This window comes from Halostella sp. PRR32, from assembly GCF_034808085.1.
Classification (GTDB): Archaea; Halobacteriota; Halobacteria; order Halobacteriales; family Natronoarchaeaceae; genus Halostella; species Halostella pelagica.
The window spans coordinates 157,717-178,521 of record NZ_JAXHGL010000006.1 but is presented as its reverse complement, the minus strand read 5'-3'; the positions used below and the strand labels follow the sequence as shown (position 1 = coordinate 178,521).

18 protein-coding genes and 4 pseudogenes are annotated in these 20,805 nt (G+C 58.3%); 7 read left to right on the top strand and 15 right to left on the bottom strand.

Translation table 11 applies throughout. The annotated features are described in order from the left end of the window. Both SM753_RS17690 and SM753_RS17685 read left to right on the top strand, forming a co-directional pair. A pseudogene (locus tag SM753_RS17690) lies at positions 1-284 on the top strand (cation-transporting P-type ATPase); the annotation flags it as partial. 25 nt (positions 285-309) lie between these two features. Further along, positions 310-963 (top strand): hypothetical protein, encoded by a 654-nt coding sequence (locus tag SM753_RS17685; protein WP_323192645.1) that lies wholly within the window; start codon positions 310-312, stop codon positions 961-963. A 36-nt stretch (positions 964-999) separates the two neighbouring features. On the opposite strand, the gene SM753_RS17680 is transcribed toward SM753_RS17685, so the two are convergent. The 6 genes and pseudogenes from SM753_RS17680 to SM753_RS21460 all read right to left on the bottom strand — a co-directional run. Continuing rightward, positions 1,000-2,229, bottom strand: coding sequence for a phage integrase SAM-like domain-containing protein (locus SM753_RS17680; protein ID WP_323192644.1), 1,230 nt, complete (start codon positions 2,227-2,229; stop codon positions 1,000-1,002). 394 nt (positions 2,230-2,623) lie between these two features. Further along, the gene (locus tag SM753_RS17675) at positions 2,624-2,902 is read right to left on the bottom strand and encodes a hypothetical protein (RefSeq protein ID WP_323192643.1); all 279 of its coding nucleotides are present in this window, start codon (positions 2,900-2,902) and stop codon (positions 2,624-2,626) included. A 97-nt stretch (positions 2,903-2,999) separates the two neighbouring features. Further along, the gene (locus SM753_RS17670) at positions 3,000-4,412 is read right to left on the bottom strand and encodes an acyl-CoA reductase (protein ID WP_323192642.1); all 1,413 of its coding nucleotides are present in this window, start codon (positions 4,410-4,412) and stop codon (positions 3,000-3,002) included. Positions 4,413-4,425: 13 nt separating this feature from the next. Beyond that, positions 4,426-5,487, bottom strand: a complete 1,062-nt coding sequence (locus SM753_RS17665) for a hypothetical protein (RefSeq protein ID WP_323192650.1) — start codon at positions 5,485-5,487, stop codon at positions 4,426-4,428. Between the two features lie 176 nt (positions 5,488-5,663). Then, a complete protein-coding gene (locus SM753_RS17660; protein ID WP_323192641.1) occupies positions 5,664-6,731 on the bottom strand; it encodes a hypothetical protein in 1,068 nt (355 codons plus the stop codon). A 339-nt stretch (positions 6,732-7,070) separates the two neighbouring features. Beyond that, positions 7,071-7,198, bottom strand: a pseudogene (locus tag SM753_RS21460) (transcriptional regulator); the annotation flags it as partial. A 449-nt stretch (positions 7,199-7,647) separates the two neighbouring features. Here SM753_RS21460 and SM753_RS17655 point away from each other — a divergent pair. Next, complete coding sequence (locus tag SM753_RS17655; protein WP_323192640.1) at positions 7,648-9,030, top strand: cytochrome P450; 1,383 nt, start codon at positions 7,648-7,650, stop codon at positions 9,028-9,030. Positions 9,031-9,069: 39 nt separating this feature from the next. Here SM753_RS17655 and SM753_RS17650 read toward each other — a convergent pair whose 3' ends face one another. Beyond that, positions 9,070-9,240, bottom strand: a complete 171-nt coding sequence (locus tag SM753_RS17650) for a hypothetical protein (protein ID WP_168193031.1) — start codon at positions 9,238-9,240, stop codon at positions 9,070-9,072. Positions 9,241-9,281: 41 nt separating this feature from the next. Beyond that, complete coding sequence (locus SM753_RS17645) at positions 9,282-9,476, bottom strand: hypothetical protein (RefSeq protein ID WP_135536897.1); 195 nt, start codon at positions 9,474-9,476, stop codon at positions 9,282-9,284. A 157-nt stretch (positions 9,477-9,633) separates the two neighbouring features. On the opposite strand from SM753_RS17645, the gene SM753_RS17640 reads away from it, so the two are divergent. Continuing rightward, positions 9,634-10,269 (top strand): hypothetical protein, encoded by a 636-nt coding sequence (locus tag SM753_RS17640; RefSeq protein ID WP_135536896.1) that lies wholly within the window; start codon positions 9,634-9,636, stop codon positions 10,267-10,269. 540 nt (positions 10,270-10,809) lie between these two features. On the opposite strand, the gene SM753_RS17635 is transcribed toward SM753_RS17640, so the two are convergent. The 7 genes and pseudogenes from SM753_RS17635 to SM753_RS17610 all read right to left on the bottom strand — a co-directional run bounded on the left by SM753_RS17635 (position 10,810) and on the right by SM753_RS17610 (position 17,802). After that, positions 10,810-12,591, bottom strand: a complete 1,782-nt coding sequence (locus SM753_RS17635) for an alpha/beta fold hydrolase (RefSeq protein WP_323192639.1) — start codon at positions 12,589-12,591, stop codon at positions 10,810-10,812. Positions 12,592-13,142: 551 nt separating this feature from the next. Further along, positions 13,143-13,814, bottom strand: a complete 672-nt coding sequence (locus tag SM753_RS17630) for a hypothetical protein (protein ID WP_323192638.1) — start codon at positions 13,812-13,814, stop codon at positions 13,143-13,145. After that, entirely contained in the window at positions 13,815-15,695 is a 1,881-nt protein-coding gene (locus tag SM753_RS17625) for a PQQ-binding-like beta-propeller repeat protein (RefSeq protein ID WP_323192637.1), read from the bottom strand. A 196-nt stretch (positions 15,696-15,891) separates the two neighbouring features. Next, on the bottom strand, positions 15,892-16,710 hold the full coding sequence (locus SM753_RS17620; RefSeq protein ID WP_323192636.1) for a hypothetical protein: 819 nt from the start codon (positions 16,708-16,710) through the stop codon (positions 15,892-15,894). Positions 16,711-16,713: 3 nt separating this feature from the next. Beyond that, positions 16,714-16,884: pseudogene (locus SM753_RS21455) on the bottom strand (PQQ-binding-like beta-propeller repeat protein); the annotation flags it as partial. Beyond that, a pseudogene (locus SM753_RS17615) lies at positions 16,874-17,107 on the bottom strand (hypothetical protein); the annotation flags it as partial. The pseudogenes SM753_RS21455 and SM753_RS17615, both read right to left, overlap by 11 nt. 269 nt (positions 17,108-17,376) lie before the next feature. Then, complete coding sequence (locus SM753_RS17610; protein ID WP_323192635.1) at positions 17,377-17,802, bottom strand: Tfx family DNA-binding protein; 426 nt, start codon at positions 17,800-17,802, stop codon at positions 17,377-17,379. A 63-nt stretch (positions 17,803-17,865) separates the two neighbouring features. Here SM753_RS17610 and SM753_RS17605 point away from each other — a divergent pair, with 63 nt between their 5' ends. From SM753_RS17605 to SM753_RS17595, 3 genes are read left to right on the top strand one after another with little or no spacing between them, the layout of a single operon-like run. After that, positions 17,866-18,876, top strand: coding sequence for an extracellular solute-binding protein (locus tag SM753_RS17605; RefSeq protein ID WP_323192634.1), 1,011 nt, complete (start codon positions 17,866-17,868; stop codon positions 18,874-18,876). Continuing rightward, the gene (locus SM753_RS17600; RefSeq protein WP_323192633.1) at positions 18,877-19,692 is read left to right on the top strand and encodes an ABC transporter permease subunit; all 816 of its coding nucleotides are present in this window, start codon (positions 18,877-18,879) and stop codon (positions 19,690-19,692) included. Further along, entirely contained in the window at positions 19,689-20,744 is a 1,056-nt protein-coding gene (locus tag SM753_RS17595; RefSeq protein ID WP_369335381.1) for an ABC transporter ATP-binding protein, read from the top strand. The genes SM753_RS17600 and SM753_RS17595 overlap by 4 nt, the downstream gene beginning before the upstream one ends. The last annotated feature ends 61 nt before the right edge of the window (positions 20,745-20,805 follow it).

The following is a 20,805-nucleotide window of genomic DNA, read 5'->3' as shown; positions in this document are numbered from 1 at the left end:
CCGATGTCGGCATCGCGATGGGTGCTGCGGGAACGGACACCGCTATCGAAACGGCTGACATGGCGTTGATGGCCGACAACCTCGAACGCATCCCCTACGCAGTCAAACTGAGCAAAGCGACGCGCTGGAACATCCTCGAGAACGTCGGTCTCGCGGTCCTGACCGTGACCGTTCTTCTCGCTGGCGTGCTCACCAGCTACGTCACCCTCGCGTCGGGAATGCTGGTCCACGAGGCTAGCGTTCTCCTCGTCATCCTCCACGGGATGCGACTGCTCCGCTACTGACCACGAGACACTACTACCACCACTCATGACATCGAATTCCACTGCGACTGACACGGCCCAGACTAGAACCAATTGGCAGGTCGACTACGACGTCGATCCGATCGAAATCCGCGACCCCGTCGCGGAGGCCCTCGGTGTCCTCGAACCGGGCGGGCCGTTCGTCATCACCTATAGAGACGCGGTGAAAGAGGCGGGACACTCCTGTCCGACTGCCTCGGGCGCCTACCGGATCGTCCAGCTCGGACTCGACGCCCTGTATCCCGACGACTATCCAGTCCGGAGCGAAATCGAGGTCCAGGCGGCCGGCCCGCAGGACGATGCTGCGTACGGCGTGATGAGCCGCATCATCTCGTACGTGACTGGCGCGACTGACGACGACGGATTCAGCGGGCCCGCCGGCGGCTACGGTGGCCGCCGCGATCTCCTGCCCTTCGACGCCTTCGACCCGGACACGGCGGAGCCGACGTTCCGCTTCCGGCGAACCGACACGGACGAGACCATCGAAGTGATCTACCATGTCAGCGACGTTCCTGACGGTGGACCCGCGATTGGGAACCTCCAGGGGATTCTCGACGGATCGGCAAGCGACCAGCAACGGGAGGCCTTTGCTGACGCCTGGCACCGCCGGGTACAGGTCGTCCTCAGCGACGACTCGCTGTTCACCGTCGACGCGGTGTGAACGTGACGGTCTACCCCTCACACTCGAAATATGTTACTACGGTATACTATCGATCTCCTCGAGCGCCTCAGTAGCGACATCACCGAGTTCTCCGGCCTCGATATGTGAATACCGCTCTCTCACCATCTCCTCTGAATTGTCGAGATACCGGGCGGCAACCGTGTATCCGAATGCTCGAACGAGAACTTCACCCATTCCACGCCGGCCGCCGTGTGGAGCAAGGTAATCGTGTTTCGGATGGTCGATGTCTATCTCTGCAGCTTCTGAGAGCCGTTGGAGGATCGATCGTGCGCCGTCCGTCGTGATCGACGGCGGCCGAATGTCCTCATCGAGCGCTAGCAGGAGGTCGCGGACGTATTCTTCACGGCACTCAGTAATTGCCTCTAAGCGTCCTCCTCGTTCAGATAGCTCTGCCTGGACGAGCTCTGCGAGCGTCCGTTGATCGAACGTCGGAAACACCGGCCAGCGGTCCGTCGGCGGGTCTATCAGCTTGCGGTAGCTTCGCAGTGGCGAGATCACCGGGTCGGGGAGACTGGCGGCGTCCCACTGCTGTTTCTTCCGGTAGACATCCATACTCCCCTCATCGAGCGAGAGGTCCTCCCAGCGGACGCCGCGCCGGCGCGGGTCGTTCGGATCCCGGAGGAGTTCCCCGACACGAACGGCCGTGTACGCGAGAACGAACACTAGCGCCCGGTCACGAGCCGCCTTCAGCGCCGCGTAGCGCGCTCGCTGCTTGACGAGGGAGTCAGTCTCCTCCGAGAGTGTGGTGTACGCCTCCACGGCGTCGCGGGCCCGCTCCTCGACGTGGCGGGTGAGGGCGTGGCGCTGCTCGGTCGTCCAGGCCTGCTGGTCGCCGGGCTTGCGGCCGTCGTCTTCCGGGAGCGGTGCCATCGCACTTGCCCGCTGGGCGTAATGGGCTTCGAGATATCCCTCGTTGACGCACCAGCCACACCACGCAGAGATATAGCGGTAATAGGTTTGTACGGTATTCTGCTTGAGTCCACGGTCACCTGCGAGATGCCGGGCGTACTCGCGGAAGACACGTTCGTCGAGATCCTCGAAGGAGGGTTCGCGATCGACGTCGTCGGGGACGACCCCGGTCCAGTCGTCGCCGCGGTCGCCGGCGGCCCACTCGGCGAACCGCTCGAGTTCGCGCGCAGCGTTCCGGCGGTAGTTCCCGCCGTCGCCACCGCGGCCTTTCCCCTTGTCCTGGAGGTAGCGCTCGAAGCTGTCGTCGAGCGGCGTCGAAAGCGCTCGATCAGGCATCTACCGGCTCTCCACCCTCCTTCAGGCCCGGTCTCGGTGTCTCTACCCTCGGGGAAGCGCCGTCGTGAGGCGGTTGCAGCATTCGTGCTTCACCGACGGCGGCGGGGTACTTCAAAGTGGTCGTGATTACGAGCATAATCAGGACCACTCGAAGTATTCGGACGATCGCCAGAATTATGGGTTTTAGAGGCTTCTAGGGCCGGATTATCCCACTAAATGAACTCGTATATCATTTACTGCGATACAAAATACCAGGGCGTGAAGTTGAAACTACACTCAGCATAGAGGGGATGTAATGCGCGATTCCAGCTGAATTGGTCAGCAGGAACTTCCTCGGACCAGCGTTCGAAGGTCGTCGGAGGAACGAATTGTTTCTGACCCCCCGTTCTTGACATCATCTGTCGATTGCGACCATCACGGCGTTCGCACCGAGAACTGAGGCATTCATTATCTGCAGATAGTCCGAATAGAAGCCGGCGTTCTTGAAGAAGCAAAACGATCGTTGTCCCAGGTAGCTGTGGATATGGACGCCGTACACACGGAGCTGTTCGTTGAGGAGGAATTCTGGTGACTCAAGCTGGAAGAACTCCGAACTCTGGAAGCCTGGATAGCCGAATGAGTGTTCTACCGCAAGGTCATCAAGCACGCGATCGAACGCAGTCCTGAAGTTCATTACGTGGGTCGCCTTCTCAGAACCGGGAGACGCCGCGCTATTATAGAAGAGAGCATACACCTCACCGATACTTGTCGAGATGTAAGCGCCCGATCAGTCACCCCTGTTCATGATGGTATTCGTCCGTTACCCATCGAACGAGTTCGTTGACAGCGTGCTTTCCGTCCCACGGGATCGGGAGTGTTGGCGGTGCGCCCCCAGGAGAGACAATTCGCTTGGCGTTCGTCTCAAGAATCTGTTCTCTGAGCTCCTGGCGACTCTCCTCGCTCGTCGCGAGGATAAATTCCTGAAGATTTCTGACGTGGCCGACCTCGTCCAAAGATTTCTCAAGGCTATCCACCCGGTGAGCCTGGATGTAGCGGAAGCTATGGAATTCAGAGATGTCGGAACGTTCAAGGCCGTCTCGCTGGACGATAGTGGTCTTGTTCTCCCAGTCAGAGATTAGATTCCCGTAGTCTCGGGCGGTTTTCTTTGATCGAGTGATTCCCATCCGCTCTTTGTCTGGGACCGCCCCCATTTTATATTCGGCTTCGTACTCTTCTAAGACAGTGGCGAGATCGGTCAAGAAGTCTGTAGTGGCATCCGTATCCTCAATAACCATGACGAGCGGGGAGAAGCAAAGGAGTTGATCTCCCCATGAGAAGTCCGCTGCTATTCGCTGAAGCAGTTCACGGTCGTAATCGTGCTGGGTCTCCGCATCAACGAGATATGTGCCGAACTCGAAGTGGAATGGAACGAACTTGGTCGTTGGTGCGAGTCGAGACCGGATCGCGTCAATCGTTGGGTCATCACCCCATGCGAGGACGTAGTCTGATGCGAACAGGTTCTCCTCAAGATCTTCGCTCCCGCCAGGCCAATAAGAAATTCGACAGGTATTCGCGACAGGGTTGTCGTACTCGGCGTAGACATCGTGGAGTACACGAAGCGTGACCTGATCGCTCGAGGGCATCTTGTGGAGAACGGCATTTCCGGAGAGTACTCGCCAAATCTCAGGTACAACAACCGTGCTGACGTTGTGGCCGGCATTAATGTTCACACCGCGTCCCAGAGATGTTGCTCTCTGGTAGAAGCCGTCTGCTTCTCGCCATTCTTCGATAAATCTAGCGAGGTTCGTATCCCCCACATCATACATTGAATACAACACGTCTGGATCGGATAGCATCCGGATTACCTGGATGTCGTATTCAAGCATGTCCCGAGACTCGCCGGTGATCTCCTCGAGGCTCTCGAGCACCTCAGCAGTGGCTAGTCGGTCGGCGTACACGGTAACCATCTCAGAGAGGAGTTCGACCCGGCGATCCGGTGAGAGATCTGTGAGTGGCTGTTCGTCGGGGATTGCACGACGGGGGTTCTCGGGGAATGACTTCTGTTCAGTTTCTTCAAGAACGTAGGCCTCCGCGGGGATCTCGTTCGGGATATCGTCCGCCCGATCGGCGGACTCCATGTTCTCAACCCTGCATCCGCCTCGATACTGTGCCTGTAGTTGCTTGGAATCGCCTTCTCTGCTCATGGATTATACGTAGTCATTCCGCTCGTCCAACATATTCAATCCTAGTATCTTCACCATATGCCGAGCCGTGCTTACGGACGATATCGTCAGTCAGGATGATCCCTGGGTAATCGAGATTTGTTGGGTCAACGATGACCAAGAAACCGGTCTCTCCTACGTCCACCGGTTCGACGACGCCGCGTTTGTGGAACGCTTCTTCATCGGCGACGTAGCCGTAGGCCTGAGATGGGAGACGTTTCAGATCAGGAGTATCGTCACCCGGCTTGTTTCCGGTGAAGAAGGTGAATTCAGTGGTCGCATAGACGTCCATCACGTTCTTTGGCTGTACTCCGAGATACTCAGCAAAGTCCGCTCGCAGCTCTTTCTTAGTTTTATGCCGTTTGCCTTTCCACCCGCCGGCGACCAGAACAACACCATCTTCGCCAAGATCAACTGATTCATCCCGCTCAGCGAGGAATTCACAGAAGTCATGGACTTGTGTGGTCGCGCCCTGTAGAATACCACGGCCGTTCTGCTGTTTGAGGTCAGTCAGTAGTTTCTCGAAATCAGGGACCATCGCATCATCCTCGATCTCGAGGTAATACTTCGACTTGTCGCCCTTCACCCAGAGGATTTTCCGGAAGATGCCGCGGCGACTCATGTCAGTCGGTAATTTCTCAAGTTCAGGAACCGGAAGCGCGAGTACAGCAGAGTAATCCACATCCCCAATCAGTTCGTCGGCATATCGTTCCGTCTTATGTTTCTCCCACTCGATTCCACGATCCGTCCGTGCAGCGAAACTCTTCGTATCGGATGTCGTTCCACTACTGTAGAAGGCTTTCTCAAGGTCTAACTCTTTGATAGCGAGTTCCTCGGGACGTGTCTTGAATTCCCGCATGTCTATTGTGGGAAGGGAATGGACATCAGCCCAAGACTCGATATCGTCGGTGAACTCAGATTGCTCCAGTTTCTGCCGATAGCGGTCGTTCTTTCGCCACTCTGTCAGTGCGGCGTTCACCGCATCGAAGAAGGATGTCGAATCGTAGGTGAGTGGGTCATGTCGAACAAGACGTTCGATAGCGGACATGGGAGTTATGTTATGTTCCTGCCATTTTAGGCTTTCCCAATGGGTGTGTTCGGTTCTGTTGAACCCCTTTTCGAGTCTTGCGGTTTTGTACGTCCGCTGGTTTCAATTTGATTTAACTGTAAGTACCAAGAAGAGCGTCTATTCCGGATGCCAGCGGCGAAGGAATTCAATAAGGCCGAGAAACCCTATATCCTCGTTGAGCGTCCCATGTGATCGATTCGTACGTCTTGACCGTATTCACCCCCGGTTTTTCGCATCACATCGTCCGTTAGAATCACTCCTGGGTGGCTTCGGTTGAGTGGATCAACGACGACAAGCAGACCCTCTTCTCCGTTCGCCACTGGTTCAACGACACCTTGTGTCCTGAACGTCTCGATATCAGCAATATAACAATAGGCCTGCGCGGGAACGCGCTTCAGACTCGGGTTATCGTCCCCCGGCTTGCTCCCGGTGAAGAATGTAAACTCTGTCGCACTATAGAAGTCAAGCTGGTTCTCCTCCTGTATCCCAAACTGACGCGCGATTAACGTCCGAAGCTCATCTCGTGTCATCTCTGATTGACCTTTCCATCCACCACCAGTTATGACCATCCCGTCTTCGCCAAGATCAAGGGATGCATCCTGCTCCTCCAGATAATTGCAGAAGGCAGCGATCCCGGATGTAGATCCCTTCAGCACCCCCTTACCGCTGTGTTGGTCGAGATATTCATAGAGACGGTCGTACTCCGGCTCGATCTCCTTGTTACCACTGACGCGCAGGAAAAACGACGCATCGTGTGGCTCCATCAGCCAGAGTAGATATCTGAACAGAGCACGGCGACTCACATCTGCGGGGAGTCGGGCCAGATCGCCACGAGGGACACCAAGTGCGGCAGCGTAATCAACGTCGCCGATGATGGCTCGTGAGAACGATGCTAAGTTGCTCTGGTGTATCTCTAGCGTCTTTGTCGATCGAGCAGCAAAACTCTTCGACTCGGATGTCGTCCCACTACTGTAGAGTGCTTGGTCCGGGTTGAGTTCGTCGATCGCAAGCTCTTCTGGATGCTGCTTAAATTCCCGCATTCCGATCGTCGGTAACTGATGTACATCGCCCCACGACGTTACCGGACCATCGACCTCGGAGCGTTCTAGCTTTCGTCTGTAGAGGTCGTTCTGTTTCCATCTCTCGAGAGATTCAGTAAGTGCCCGAAAGAATCGTCCCTCGTCGTACTGTTCAAAAGGTGGTCCAGAGAGCAACTGTTTGAGGCCAGACATATCCCAGGGAACCGGAGACAGCTGTTTATACCTTCGCTCTTGTGACTGAAACTGTGGACTGGGATGAGCAGATCGTCTATACATATGGGTTCCGGATCGTGTAGATCTTCTCTTTCAGAGATTAGGGTTTCTCTGGTCGAAATCTTTGACTAAAAGATAGATATGGAATTCTCCCTTCAACCCCTCCTCCATCAGTACCAATTGGACAACTTCGAAAACTGGGTCTCGCACGGTTGAGACAGGGTCCGATCCGGGATATCGGCCGTTAATCTCGATGAAACGACGAGGCACCGGCTCATCGAAGCCAGCGGAGAAATTACCCCGTCAATGTTCTTCGACCTGTCGCTCACCGGTGACGTATAGTAAGTTGCAGTGGTCGTTACACCATAGCCTGATCTCCGTGTCCGTCCCGCTGTCGACTGCGAGTACGGACTATCCCCGTTAACATGGAACACTGCCTTGTACATAGAGTCCGATTCTTGGTCAAAGTATTAAAGTAGTTATCTATCTCTTTCAGGCGAGAGGATTCGACATTTACGCCGGGTGTGAATCGACGTACGGAGGAATCACGAGTTCTGCGAACGACTGGGTTCTGGCCGACATAAAACGATCCAGACAACTCCGAGTCAACAGGGCAAAACGATCCCACTGCCGGATAGGAGTACTGTCAGTGTGAGTCCGTAGTGTCCTATGGTGTGTAAACGTAAGTTCTACACCAGCAAGTTCCGGCTCGTGGGCTACGCCCGACTGCCTGAGGGGGCGACAGACCCTTTCCGTTTAGTGGATGGAGCGGACTCAAATAGAGCCCCCGTGCAGTAACGTATGAGATCGTCGTCTATTCTAAATACAGTAAATAGATACGGAGCTCGTGAGAAACTATGATTTCACCCATACGTTTGTCACAATAAGGGCCTGCATGGTTCTGTCCGGGCCACGGCGGAATAGTGTTAAGACGGCGCACCCGAAAGACGGTGATATGAGCGAGACTGGGGATCCACCATCTCCAGCTGGTATCCCGATCCTCGGCAACGGATTAGCATTTTCTCGGGACCCGGTCAGAGCGATGGAATCGTGGGCTACCCACGGGGACCTCGTTCGCCTCCGCTTCATGGACGAGTCCCTGTACATGGTGACCCACCCGGAACTCATCAAGCAGATACTCGTCGAGGACCAGCACAAGTTCACCATCGGCCCGGAACAGCAACAATCCTTCGAGGGAATTGAAGATGCGGCTATGACGACCGCAACGGGTGAGCGGTGGAAACGCCTCAGACGAGCGTCACATCCGGCGTGCACCCGTGAGAGCATCACCAGTTATGGCGACCGCATGGCGGCGGTGACAGCACGATTTATCGACGAGTGGGACGAGGGTGAGCGATTCGCCCTGCATCCCGAGATTCGCCGGCTGACGGTTCAGATTTTAGCCGAGACACTTCTCAATGAGGACATTCGCGGGCAGGAGGACGTGGTTATTGAAGCAGCAGACGCGTTCGTTGACCGGACCAACTTCCGCAGACCCGGCCAGTTGCTCCCGGACTGGATACCGACGCCAACAGAGCGCCGCTTCCGTCGAGCGGTACAGCATCTTGATACGTTTGTCGAGGACCTTGTCGCCGAACGGCAATATGCAGAGACAGAGACCAACGAGGACGTGTGCGCGATGTTGCTTGCCGCCCACGAAGATGGTGAGTTGACACGTACAGAGGTCAAGCAGAACTTAGTTGCATTCCTATTGGCAGGCCACGAGTCCCCCTCGGGTGCGCTCACCCATGTTTGGTATCTGCTTGCCGACCATCCCGACGTGTATGAGTCCCTCTGCGAGGAATACGACCAAGTTGTCGAGGGGGACCGGCCAACCATCGCCGACTACGACGCCCTCGAATACACGCAATATGTCGTCGATGAAACCCTCCGACTCTACCCGCCGACGACAGGTATCAACCGGCAGGCGACGGAATCTGTGACGCTGGATGGCTACGAGTTGCCCCCAGCGGCCCAGTTTCTGATTCCCCAGTGGGTCCCTCATCGAGACAAGCGATTCTGGGACGAACCGGAGAAGTTTGTTCCCGACCGATGGACCCGCAGCGTCGACCGGCCGGAGTACGCCTACTTCCCGTTCAGCGGCGGACCCCGCAGTTGTATCGGTGCCGACTTCGCCCGTCAGGAGTTGACGTTAGCGCTGGCAACAATGGTCGGCCACGTCACCCTTGACGTGACCACCGATGGGCCGCTGACGTTCATTCCGTCAATTCAACTTCGACCGGCCACCGAGATCACCGCGGAAGTCCACCATCGGTGATTTCGCACCGGCGAGGGTTATGTCCGCGTGTAGTCGTGTTCAGGCCTTCGCGCCCGCGACGCCGCTGCCGATCGCGACGCCGCAGTCGGTGCAGGCCACCAGATAAAACCGTTTTGAGGCTTTGAAGAAGCCCGTCGTCGCGTCCATCTCGACAAACTCGACATCGGCTTTCTCGGAGAGCGTCGTCTCACATTCAGGGCAATGAACCATCGCTCTCAGGTTCTGCAGACACAGGTATAGTTCTTATTCTCTCAGACAGCACCACCGCCTCCACCGCCCGCTTTCGCCCCGGCAACGCCGCTCCCCAGAACCGTGCCACACGCCGCACAATTGGCCGTATAGAACCGTTTCGAGGCTTTCAGGAATCCCGTCGTGGCATCCATCTCCACGAACTCGATATCAGCTGTCTCCTCGAGCGTCGTTCCACAGTCAGGACAGTGGACCATACCGATCGTCTCGCCGTGGAGAACTAAACCATCTCTGGAATCGCTGTTTCATGAATCACGCCGTGGAACCACCGTCTCCTGCAGTAGAACATGAATCCTCGTGAGTATGAGTGGGCCACCGATACCCTATTAGGAGTTTACCCCACTAGTCTTTCGTATGGCCCCAGCGGTCCAGCCCTCCACAGCGACGACCGGTGCCCGTATGTTGAGCGGTCTCGCTGTCCTCAGCACCATCGTCGCAGCCGGACTGCTCCTATCGCCAAACCCGCTTGCTGACGCGTTCTTCGCCGGCTGGGTGCTCTTCAGCATTCTGCTCGCCCTCACCGGTTCACTCGGTGCGTGGACGAATCGGACGCCGCTGGTCTGGGTGACCGCCCTCTTGATGACGGGGCTCGCCATCATCGGTATGTGGTCGATTGGATTCGTCATCGCCCCGGCTGCACTGCTCCTCCTCGGGGCGGCCGTTCTTTCACAGCTAGCCGGGCCGCGTGAGGACGTGCAGGCAGCGATTATTGCGGACCCGCCCACGGTCCAGGAAGCAGTGTCGAAGACCGTGGCCGGTGTCGGCTCCGTCGCCATCGGCGGCTGGCTCGTCTACACGGGCGCCATCACCCAGCATCTGTTCGGTGCCTGTGCAACGGAAACACTGGACTGCGCCCTCGCCAAGACACATTGGGACGCGGTCGGAATCACCAGTCTCGGGCTGCTCGGGATCGGTCTCGGCGCCTGGCTCATCTGGAGGCAGATCTATATCGGTCGCGTGCTGGCAGCAGCGAACTCCCAGACCGAATAGAATCACAAAGACGGACCGAATAGGAGCCCATCATTCTGTCGGAGCCAGCCGATCAAGACCCTACCCTGCACGACGAAATTAAGGGTTTCATCGGGTCATGGACACCAGCTGAACTTACAAGATCGATCTGACATATCAGAGAGTGCGGCCGTGGTCGCTCGTAGATGGGTTCATCTGCCTTTCTCTTGGGACGGTCTTTCGGCAGCAAGTACGGCAGGTGCCTGCCAGCAGAACACCTATTTACCAACTCGGAGGGTTGGATGGAATATGCTGGATCAGCTGTCACGGTCAACGCCGTTACAGTACATCGGTGTTCTAGCCGCTGTTACCGGTATTATCGGATACACCGTCTTCGGTTCCGTTCTCAGGGCAACCCCGGGACCGCTGGTCGGTCCCATCGGACTCGTTTCCGCGCTGGCGATCTATCGGTAGGCGGGTTGTAGCTGCGGTGGCAAGGAGTGTGGGTGCACCGGTGACTGTGGCGACGTCAGAGTTGGGGGAGGATACCGAGTCCTGGGACAGACACCGGGTTTTCGGACGCTACGAACCGAGACGTTCAACGAAGAACGATCTGAGCCTCGTGTACAGGTCAACCCGGTTTTGCGCGTTTTGGATGAGGTGCCCTTCTCCCTCGTAGATGCGTGTCTCGTGAAAGAGATCCGTCTCCGAGAGTGCTTCGGCGAATCGTGTCGTGTGCTCGACCGGAACTGACCCGTCAGCCGCGCCGTGGAACAGGCAGACCGGGGCCGACAGGGAGTCGACGTGCTCGATGGGGGACCGTTTGTCGAGGATGCCACTTCCCTCGTCCCCGTCGACCGTGACGCCGAACTTCTGTCGGGCGACCGATAGTCGCCCGTTCTCCGCCGCCCGAGAGAGGTCGGTCACACCACAGATGCTGGCGGCAGCGTCGAACGCCGAGCGCCTCGCGACTCCGGAGAGTGCGAAGTATCCTCCCCAAGATTCCCCGAAAATACCCACCTGCTCGAAACCCTGGTGTCGGAGGTACCGTGCACCAGCGACGAGATCGTCGAGATCGACCTCGCCCATCTTCCCGTCATTGGCGTGCAAGAACGACCGTCCGTATCCCGAACTGCCCCGATAATCAGGGGCGAGGACGGTGAAGCCGGCGTCGACGAGCGCCTGTTCGCCGAGCGACAGGTGTTCCTCGTTCCGCGTTCCAACGCCACCGTGGGCGTAGACGATAGCCGACCGTCGTTTCCCGGAAGGCACGGGCCCATCACCCGGAGTGTCGCTCGGTGAGTAACAAAGGGCGGGTATGGCGGTGCCGTCGAAGGACTCGTACCTGATGATCGTCGGTTTGCACTTCGCCGTCTCACACGTCCCAACGTCCGTCCGCTTCGTCTCTCCGATCCAGACGTCTCCAGCCGACTTGTAATCTTTCCGGATGTAGATGGGTGCGTCAGCGTCTTCGGGCCACCTGAGCATTTCGATCACACCCCCGGCGTCGTTCAGTTCGAACGTGGTCTCGCCGGTCGTTTTGAGGGTCGATCTTCCGGGTTGTTTCTCGAGGTATGCAGCCTGGGTGTTGCTTCCGGTGTGTATCCATTCGACTGGTACGAGTTCGTCCTCCGATTCAACAAGCCACTCATAATTGCCATCGGACCGAACGACACCGAGGTTGGCAGTGTCCGTCTCTCCGCCAGCGAAGAGGATTCCCTCCGTGCTCCACAGCCGTTTCCCGGGTGCCAGTCCGAAGATACCGGCTTCCATCCCGCCGAGCGTTGCGCTGCCCTCTGCAAACGACAGTAACTCCTCGATGGTCCCGTCCTCGTTCAGAAGACGGAGCGTGTTCCGGCCGTATGGGGGCCCGTCTTGGAACACGAGTTGGTCGCCGGCGGGAGACCACGTGAACGCCGACAGCCAGTCCTCGTCGTTCGCTGGCTCGGCGAGGGTGGTTACCGCACCGGATTGAGCATCGATCGCTCTGATTGACATTCCTTCTGCCGTCGAATGGATGAACGCGACGCGGTCGGGATTCGCTGGATTCGGTCGCAAGAAGCGACATTGAAGAGGGCCGTCGAAGATCGTCTCTATGAGGCCATCTGCGAGCGACACACGCGCGATGTCATTGTCAGTGAGTCCATCATCGGGCATGTGCATCGCCACGACGGCGTCGCTTCCGGGGATGCTCACCGGATAGCAAAGACTACGATCCGACGCCGTCACCTGCGTCCCGTTGCGGAACAGTTGGTACGTGCCGTCGACCGGAGCGGCGTACACCGGGTCGCCGTCGTCGAGAACAGCGATCCCACGGACGTCGTGGACGGCTGCCCCCTGCTCGAGATCGAAGTCAGATTCCAAAGTCACTTTTCATCCAATTTTATTCATAATTCATAATATATCTTTTGGCGGCAAAATTACCGCGCCATCCTTAGTAAGGTACGAGTTCCTGGCGCGGATTCTGCGGGTTTGACGGCGTCGCCCGTCCAAGTTAAGTGTAATAATATTAAGTTGTCGTGGAGGCGAACAAAGAATTGACGATGACCAGTCGGCTATGTAGAAACCCATATCTCAGGATCCTACCGAACTATCTCGACGGATCAGAACCGTTTCTGGTTGAGGATATCGATACGAGGGATACGTTTAAACTCCACAATTCGACTTTCCTGGATCTACTTGATCAGGTCGTCCCACGCTCGTACGACGACATTCTCGAACAGCATCACCTGGTTCGTACGAAGCGTATCAATTGAAAGTTCGGGCGGTGAAGACATCGGCGATCTGGAATAACAGGCTACATAGAAGCTGGCTGGCGTAGCCGGTTCGGATGCAATCGACGGGACGGCTCGGCGAGACCCGTGTTCCAGTGTTCCGAGCGTTTCGGTCGTGGTCCCGTCGTCGCCGTTCCGAGTTCAGTCGAACCGTCGAACGAGGTGGCCCGTCGTAGCGTCGAACCTCGCATTCGGGCTGCTCCACTTCAGCGTGTACAGGTCGTCGTCGCAGATGAAGGCGTCGCGAATGCTGACAGTCGAGTCGTCGCCTTCGGCGTCGACGATCCAGTCGAGGTCGCCGTGCTCGTCGATCCTCGCGACCGATCTGGCGTCGGGAACGACGAAGTCCGGGTCGTCGACGCCTGCCTCAGATGGGTCGAACACGAGGATGGCACCGGAATCGTGTCCGTACCCGTATCGTATCGCGTTCGAGAACGCTATCTCCCGGCCGGAGTCGTGAGCGACTCGGCCGTCGTAGGCGAATTCGAGGGACGTGTCCGGAAGGCGACGAACAGTCGGGGCGACCGACCGTTCGTCGGTTCGGGTTCCGTCGTACGTCCAGTGGACGACCACCGTCACGGTCTCGGTCGGCGTCGCGCTGGCGTCCGGAAGTCGATCCACCGGCAGGGTCAACGTCGTCTCTCCGTCCGCTCCGCCGGTGGGAGTGTCCAGGGATACCGTCGCCGTCTCGTCGTCGACCCGCTCGACGGTGCCGCGCCACTCCGAGAGCGACGCAGTGGCGGACTCGACGAACGAACGGTCGCTGGCCGCGATACCGGTGTCTTCGAGCGAAAGGAAGCGGATGCCACGCAATCAGGTGGAAAGGCGTTTCCAGAGTCCGACTGGGTTCGGTTTCGCACCCGCATGTGTCTCGTCTTCGAGATAATCGAGGAACAGCGCGACGTACCCCGACCAGTCACCAGACGAATCGAGCGGAGCAAGTGGTTCGTCATTTAAACTCAATCTACCCTGGCGTTCTTCATCGCCGATGCCGGAGAGCGTGATAACTCCATCGTCCGACTCTCGTGCGCGGTACTCGGAGGTCGTCGGCGATTGGCTCGGTCGTCCGGCCGTGACCGCCGACCGGGATTCGTCGAGTGCGAGGAAGACGTCGTATGCGGCTCCTTCGAACCGACCGTAGTAAGGCAGCGCATCCGCGGGAAGATCGACCCATCCGACATCCTCGCTGGAGGAGGACGAAAGCCTGAGCGAACCAGCGTTGTCGATCGAGTCGACGGAGCCCCTGTACGTTCGTCGAACTGCGCCCGTCGGTTCGAGCGCGTGCACACTACCGTAGTCCTCCGTGATGTGTTCGTTCGGTGAAAATACCGTCCCGTCATGGACGTCGAACGGGGACCGGACGATGCTCGGCACTTCGTGTCGCCACGACGGTGTGCCAGTCTCGAGGTCCAACGCACGGAAGGTGTCCGCACCATGGGTCTCCTCCTTCGTGACGATGTACACTGTGTCGTCCTCGATGACTGGCGGTACGTCCCGAGCACTCCCGTTCGGGAGCGTCCGCGTCCACTCCTTCGTCCCGTCGCGAGCGTCGAAGGCGACGATGGTACCGTGTAGCGTGATGACGACGACGGTCCCCGCGCCCGCGGCCGGTCGAGTCTCAACGACGTCGTCCACGCTCGCAGTCCAGGAGTACTTGCCCGAGACGGTATCGACCGCTCGGATGCGTTTCCCGGCTGGGAACACGACGCTGCCGGTGGTCGCGACCGGTGGCGTCTCCACCCCGGTCGTCGAAACCGACGTGATTCGGTCGCCGGTCCGGGCGTCGAGTAGCGTGACCGTCCCGCCATCGGGACCGGCGGTCGCGAGCGTGTCACTTTCGACATCGAGCGCGAGCGCCGAAATCGAACCGTCGAACGGCTTCATCCACTCCCGGCGACCGGTCTCTGTGTCCACGGCGTGCACCTCGCCCGTCGACGTCGCGACGTACAGCGTCCCGTTTTCCCGGGGCGGGAACGTCTCCAGGGCGTCACTGACCTCATACGTCCAGTGCGTTCTGCCGGAGTCCACATCGAGCGCATGGACGCGCTCGAAGGACGGATACACCGTTCGCTGTGGATCGGCCTCACCACCCGACGCCGATTCGCTCTCTGACAGCGCTCTAGACCAGATTTGGGCTCCGGATTCGACGTTCAGTCCCACGGTCTCGCGAACGGTGGGAACGACGACGGTATCGGCGACGGCCGATGCCGCGAACCTGCAGCGGTCCGTCTCGAGTGGTGTCGCCCAGCGCTCGCGGGCCCCCGGCGTCGTCCAATCGAGCACGCCCGCGTTCACGTGAAGCCTCTTTGGCGTGTCGGTCGAACGCCGAAGAGTCGCGGCCAGATCGTAGTCCAACTCGATGATGACGTACCCGGAATCACCGTCGGTGGTCAACCAGTCCGGTGCCTCCTCGAGCGACCCCTCGACGAAGCGAGAGTCGCCGAGTTCGAACCAGTCGCCACAACACCGGATTTCGGTCTCCAGACGCGACCCGAAGTCGGTGACGGTGCCTTCGACGCCGTTTGGCTCCTTGCTGAACGTCATCTCGACGTCGCAGCGCGCGCCACCGTGCCTCGCCCACCTCGGCAAGTCGTCCGTCGGCAGGGTCAGGAACCCCTGTTCGTCGTCGAAATGCAGGTCCGGTGATCGCTCGGCGAGCGAGACGACCGTCTCGAATCTAGTCGACTGAGTCATTTGTTGGAATCAAGCGAAGACTGCGTGTCCAGCACGGCCGAACGTTCCAACTCCGGTCACATCAAACCCCCTCCATTCGGATACTGGACGCCGTTGTCTCTTCCCGATTGTCTACAACATCGTCTTCGGGAGAACCACCTCCCATCGACGGACCAGTGTTCCCTCGGTCCAGACAGATATCGCCCTGTATGTAGAGCTACTCGTGGCGTTTCTGCCAGAGTCTACAGGCGTCGGGTTTGGCAGCTTCTGGCGTTGCCTCGTCGTCGTATTGGAGGTATATCGAGAGGAACGCTCTGGTACCGGTCTCCTGAAGGGTCGCTGGCAGCACCGAACTCGCTATCTGGAACGTTCCGTCCCGGGGCTCGTCTGCGAGAGCGATGTCGAACACTGCTCGTTCGTCGTCCCTCTCGGCGAGCGTGACGGGGAACGTCGTGATCCGGTCCGACCGTTGATGATAAGCGTCGTCGAATGCGGTCTCGTCGGTCGCGAGCGCAAGGAACAGTCGGTAGCGTGCCGATTCGAAGTCGCCGTAGTAGGCGAACACGCGCCGTGGGACGGTGAGTGACAGTTGCTGTCGCGGAGCCGGTTCCTCGCTGGCAGGGTCGAGACGCGCGAGCGCCCCGGGGACATCCGCCACGTCGGTGATGGCGACGTCCACGGCGGTGTAGAACGCAGCCGTGGGCGTCATCGCGCCAACGACCAACCGATCGTCGTCGAGCGAGTACGACGACCCAGCGAGATACAGGTTCTCTGTCTCGTCGATAGTCATCCCGAGCGGTGGCTGCTCGCGCTTCCAGAGGGCGACCGTCGATTCGGTGTCGAACGCACGGAGCGCGTCGCCGACCGTGTGGAGCCGACGGCGTCCGGAGTCGAGCACTCCTCGGGTACCGCCGGTGTACGCCGTGACGAAGTCCCCCGTCTCCACGTCGAAGACCGGGAGCGGTGTCGAACTCCTCATTGGAATGACGTACAGGTGGCCGTCTTCGACGATTGGCCGACTCGTCCCATCGGTCATGGTTTAGTCGATTGGGGTGTTCCACGCGAGGGTTCCTGTCGCGGTCTTGACAGCGACGACGTGCCCTTCAGTCGACAGGTATAGCATGCCGTCGTGAAGCGTCGGCGGAGCCAACAGTCCGCCGGGAAGGTCGGACTGCCAGACCGGTTCTCCGGTCGTGGCGTCAAGGGCCTGAAGGCCGCCGTTTTACGTGCTGTGATTTCCAACTACTCCTGAAAACTGACCAACAATACTCTACCCAAGTCACGATCGGCGAGTGTTCGTATTCACCAGTCAGTTGCACCTGCACGAGCAAATCGACCGCTCGCCAAATCGAGTATAGCAGACACGCGAACGCGAAGTAGAAGGACTGCAGGCCAAAGTCCTTCGAGGTCGTGGCGGCTATAAAGCGCTTGACCATCTCCATCCGGTATTTTGTGGTCACTGTGTAGCAATCATGTGCATCGAAGACGAACTAGGCAACGGGATCGTGCAGATGAACTGGCCTATCGAGTCGTATTCGTCGTGGTCAAACCAGATTCCGACACGACGCGTACGTCCGATTCCAGCCCAGTGAGCGAGGGTCGGTCGTACAGCGGCGTCGAGTCGTACACGGGCCACTCAGCGTACGAACGCCGAGCGATACGTCGAAAACAGTTCGCTGGAAATCACGAGCCAACGCCACGCTCAGAAATCCTCGGTGAAGACTCTCACCTCGCCGTCGTTGGTAATTCCGACATCAATAGTCGTCTTCAGTTCGTTCTGGTTCGTACACTCTTCGAGAACCCCATAGAGATGTGTATAGAGCTCTGGACGACAGTAGGCGATTTTGATGCCAGCTTCGTCTGCATGGGAATAGACGCCGGCGACCAACTTATCGAAACTTGTCCCCGAAGAGACGGAAAACTGGATCGGCGACCGAACCGTCCGGACGAGTTCCAATGTTCGACGAGCCTTTTCGATGTTCTGTTCTGCCGCTCGTTCGATAGCACTGATATTCGAGTCGGTTGTTCCCAGTCGGTCCGCAACTTCCTGCTGTGTCTGCCCTTGCTCTCGAAGTTCGAGTATCTCCACCTGCCGCTCAGTCAATGTCGTCGATTCTGCAGAGGTCATACAGAGTCAAACAGATGTGTTTGAGATAAGTTTTTCTCTCAAACGGATCTCGATCTCATATGAATGACTGATGGATCTCCTACTGCGCGACGACGATTTCTCCTGACTGCTGGCACGGCGGCCGTCGCTGGTATTGCGGGCTGTACAAGTTGGACCAATCAAGATGGGAGTCGATCGACGATCACCATCCTCGCGGCTGGCAGCCTCCAGAATGCACTAGCTAACGGGCTCAAGCCTGCTGTAGATGTCCCAGTTAACATCGAGTCGCACGGCTCGGCGACGGTCGCTCGAATGATCGACGAGGGACAACGTGACCCCGACATCGTCTCGGTCGCCGACGTGGCGCTGTTCGAGGAGCCGCTGTCAGCTCCGTGGTACTCCGTTTTCACCAGCAACTCCGTCGTCATCGCGTACAATCCGGACACGGCTGGCGGGGAACGTCTGGCCGACGCCGGAACCAAGCGTTGGTACGAACCAATGGTCGACGGGGATGTGAACATCGGTCGAACCGACCCTGATCAAGACCCACTTGGATATCGTGCCCTATTCATGCTCGAACTCGCCTCACGCTACTACGTTGATGCATCGAATCTCAGAGAACAGATCCTTCAGCAGGATCAGATCTATCCCGAAACATCGTTGATCAGCCAGTTCGAAACCGGTTCCATCGACGCTGCTATTGCCTACCGCAATATGGCCGTCGAACGCGATTACGAGTACATCGAGTTACCGGACCAGATCAATCTGAGTAATCCACAGTATACCGAGAATTGGTACTCGACAACCTCGTACACCCTGCCAAACGGCCAGGAAATCCAGGGTGGGCTCATCAGTTACGGCTCGACCATTCGGCACATGAGCGACGCTGCAGTTTCCGTGTTCGACGTCCATACGACCGGGAGTTATCTCGAAGAGCACGGATTCCTCCTACGCGATCAATTCCTTTCCTATACGGGCGACGTGCCCCAGAGTGTCAGACAGGTAACCGACCAATCCAGCGAGACTCAATCCCGACTCGGCGGACCAGATAAAGAGCTATCGTCGACGGTCTCGGACATTACTGTCCTGGTTTGAATGGCGACAGGTTCACACTCGAACCGATCGGGAACGGACACATTCGGGTTCGACTGGCTCAGCGTTGCGCTCGTCCTCGGGGGCGTGCTACTCCTGTATTACGTTGTGCCGATGGTGTCGCTGTTTCTCTCGGTACCGGCCGGAGAGATCCTTGCTCAGATGAACAATCCGACCGTCGTGGATTCGGCGACGACATCACTTCTGTCGGCGTCGATTAGCACAGTCATCGCCACCCTGTTCGGCTTGCCGCTCGCGTACTGGCTCGCACGCACCAACGGGGCTGTAACGAAGATAGTTCTCGCAGTCGTGGTCCTCCCGTTGGTGCTCCCCCCGACAGTCGGCGGAATCGTATTGCTCACTGTCTTCGGTCCCAGCTCGCCGCTCGGTGAAGCCGCGATTGCTGCCGGGTTCCCACTCACACGGTCGCTCGCTGGGGTGGTACTGGCCCAGACATTCGTCGCGTCGCCGTTCGTGGTCGTCACCGCGAAAGCGGCGTTCGAGGGCGTCGACCAGACGCTCGAATACGCCTCTCGCTCGCTCGGAAAGAGTCGATTGACGACCGCCCGTAATGTGACGCTGCCCCTTGCTGGCCCGGGGATTCTCGCCGGCATAACGCTTGCCTTCGCACGAGCGATCGGTGAGTTCGGCGCGACGATGATGCTGGCGTACTATCCACGGACGATGCCGGTTCAGATCTGGGTGGCGTTTATCGAGCTCGGCCTGGATAACGCTTATCCGGTGGCGATACTGTTAGTACTGATCGCTGCCGCGGCCCTGTTGATTCTCAATACCGTTGCCTCGAACCCATGGGAATGACACTCGAACTCTCTCGACTTCGAAAAGCCTACGGCCAGTTCGACTTCGGTCCGGTGGACCTGACGGTCGAGGAAGAAGTACTCGCCGTCTTGGGACCGTCTGGCAGCGGAAAGACGACGCTCCTCTCGCTAATCGCCGGGATCACCGGCCTCGATTCAGGATCGATTCAGCTCGATGGGCGAGAACTGGTCGGCTTACCGCTCCAAGATCGACACGTGGGGATGGTTTTCCAGGAGGGAGCGCTCTTCCCACACATGACTGCCCGCGAAAACATCGCGTACGCGGCCACAGCCAGCGATCGCGTCGACGAACTCGCGACGCTTTTCGAATTAGAGGACGTGCTCGATAGAAAGCCTCCAACCCTCTCCGGTGGAGAACGACAACGAGTGGCCCTCGCACGAACGCTGGCAACTGACCCTGACGTTCTCCTCCTCGATGAGCCGTTGTCGAGTCTCGACGCGCCGATTCGGAAACGGCTTCGAGACGAACTGCACAGCCTGTTCGAATCGCTTGAAATCCCGATTCTCTACGTCACGCATGACCAGCGGACCGCAACGGCACTCGGTGATCAAATCGCTATCGTTCGAGACGGTGACCTCGAACAGGTGGGCTCGCCGTCGACTGTGCTTACTCGACCGACGAACCGATTCGTCGCCCGCTTTACCGGGAACGAGAACCTCTTTGATGGGACAGTGATCGACCGAACAGCAGACGGAACAACGGTTCAGCTCAGTGATATCCAGTGCCGAACGACCGCGTCAGATATCCATACGTCGTCGGTGACGGTCTGTATTCATCCATCGCGGGTAGAAATCGAAGCCCCCTACATTGCCGACGGTGACCGAACGGTAAATACGGTCACTGGAACAGTTGCTCGCTGGTTGAATGAGGGGAGCGAATACCGGATCGATATCGAGATTGAAGCGGGATCGTTCACACTCACGGCGAACGTTCGTCCGCCGACGTTCGAACGACTGGCGCTTGAGAATGGCTCAGAGGTCCAAGTACTGATTCCACAAGATTCGATACATCTGATCCCCGGACGTGACTAGTTTCGAGCCGAATACACGCTGATTCGCGCCTAGGCGGGCACTCGTAGAGAGAACCAGATGC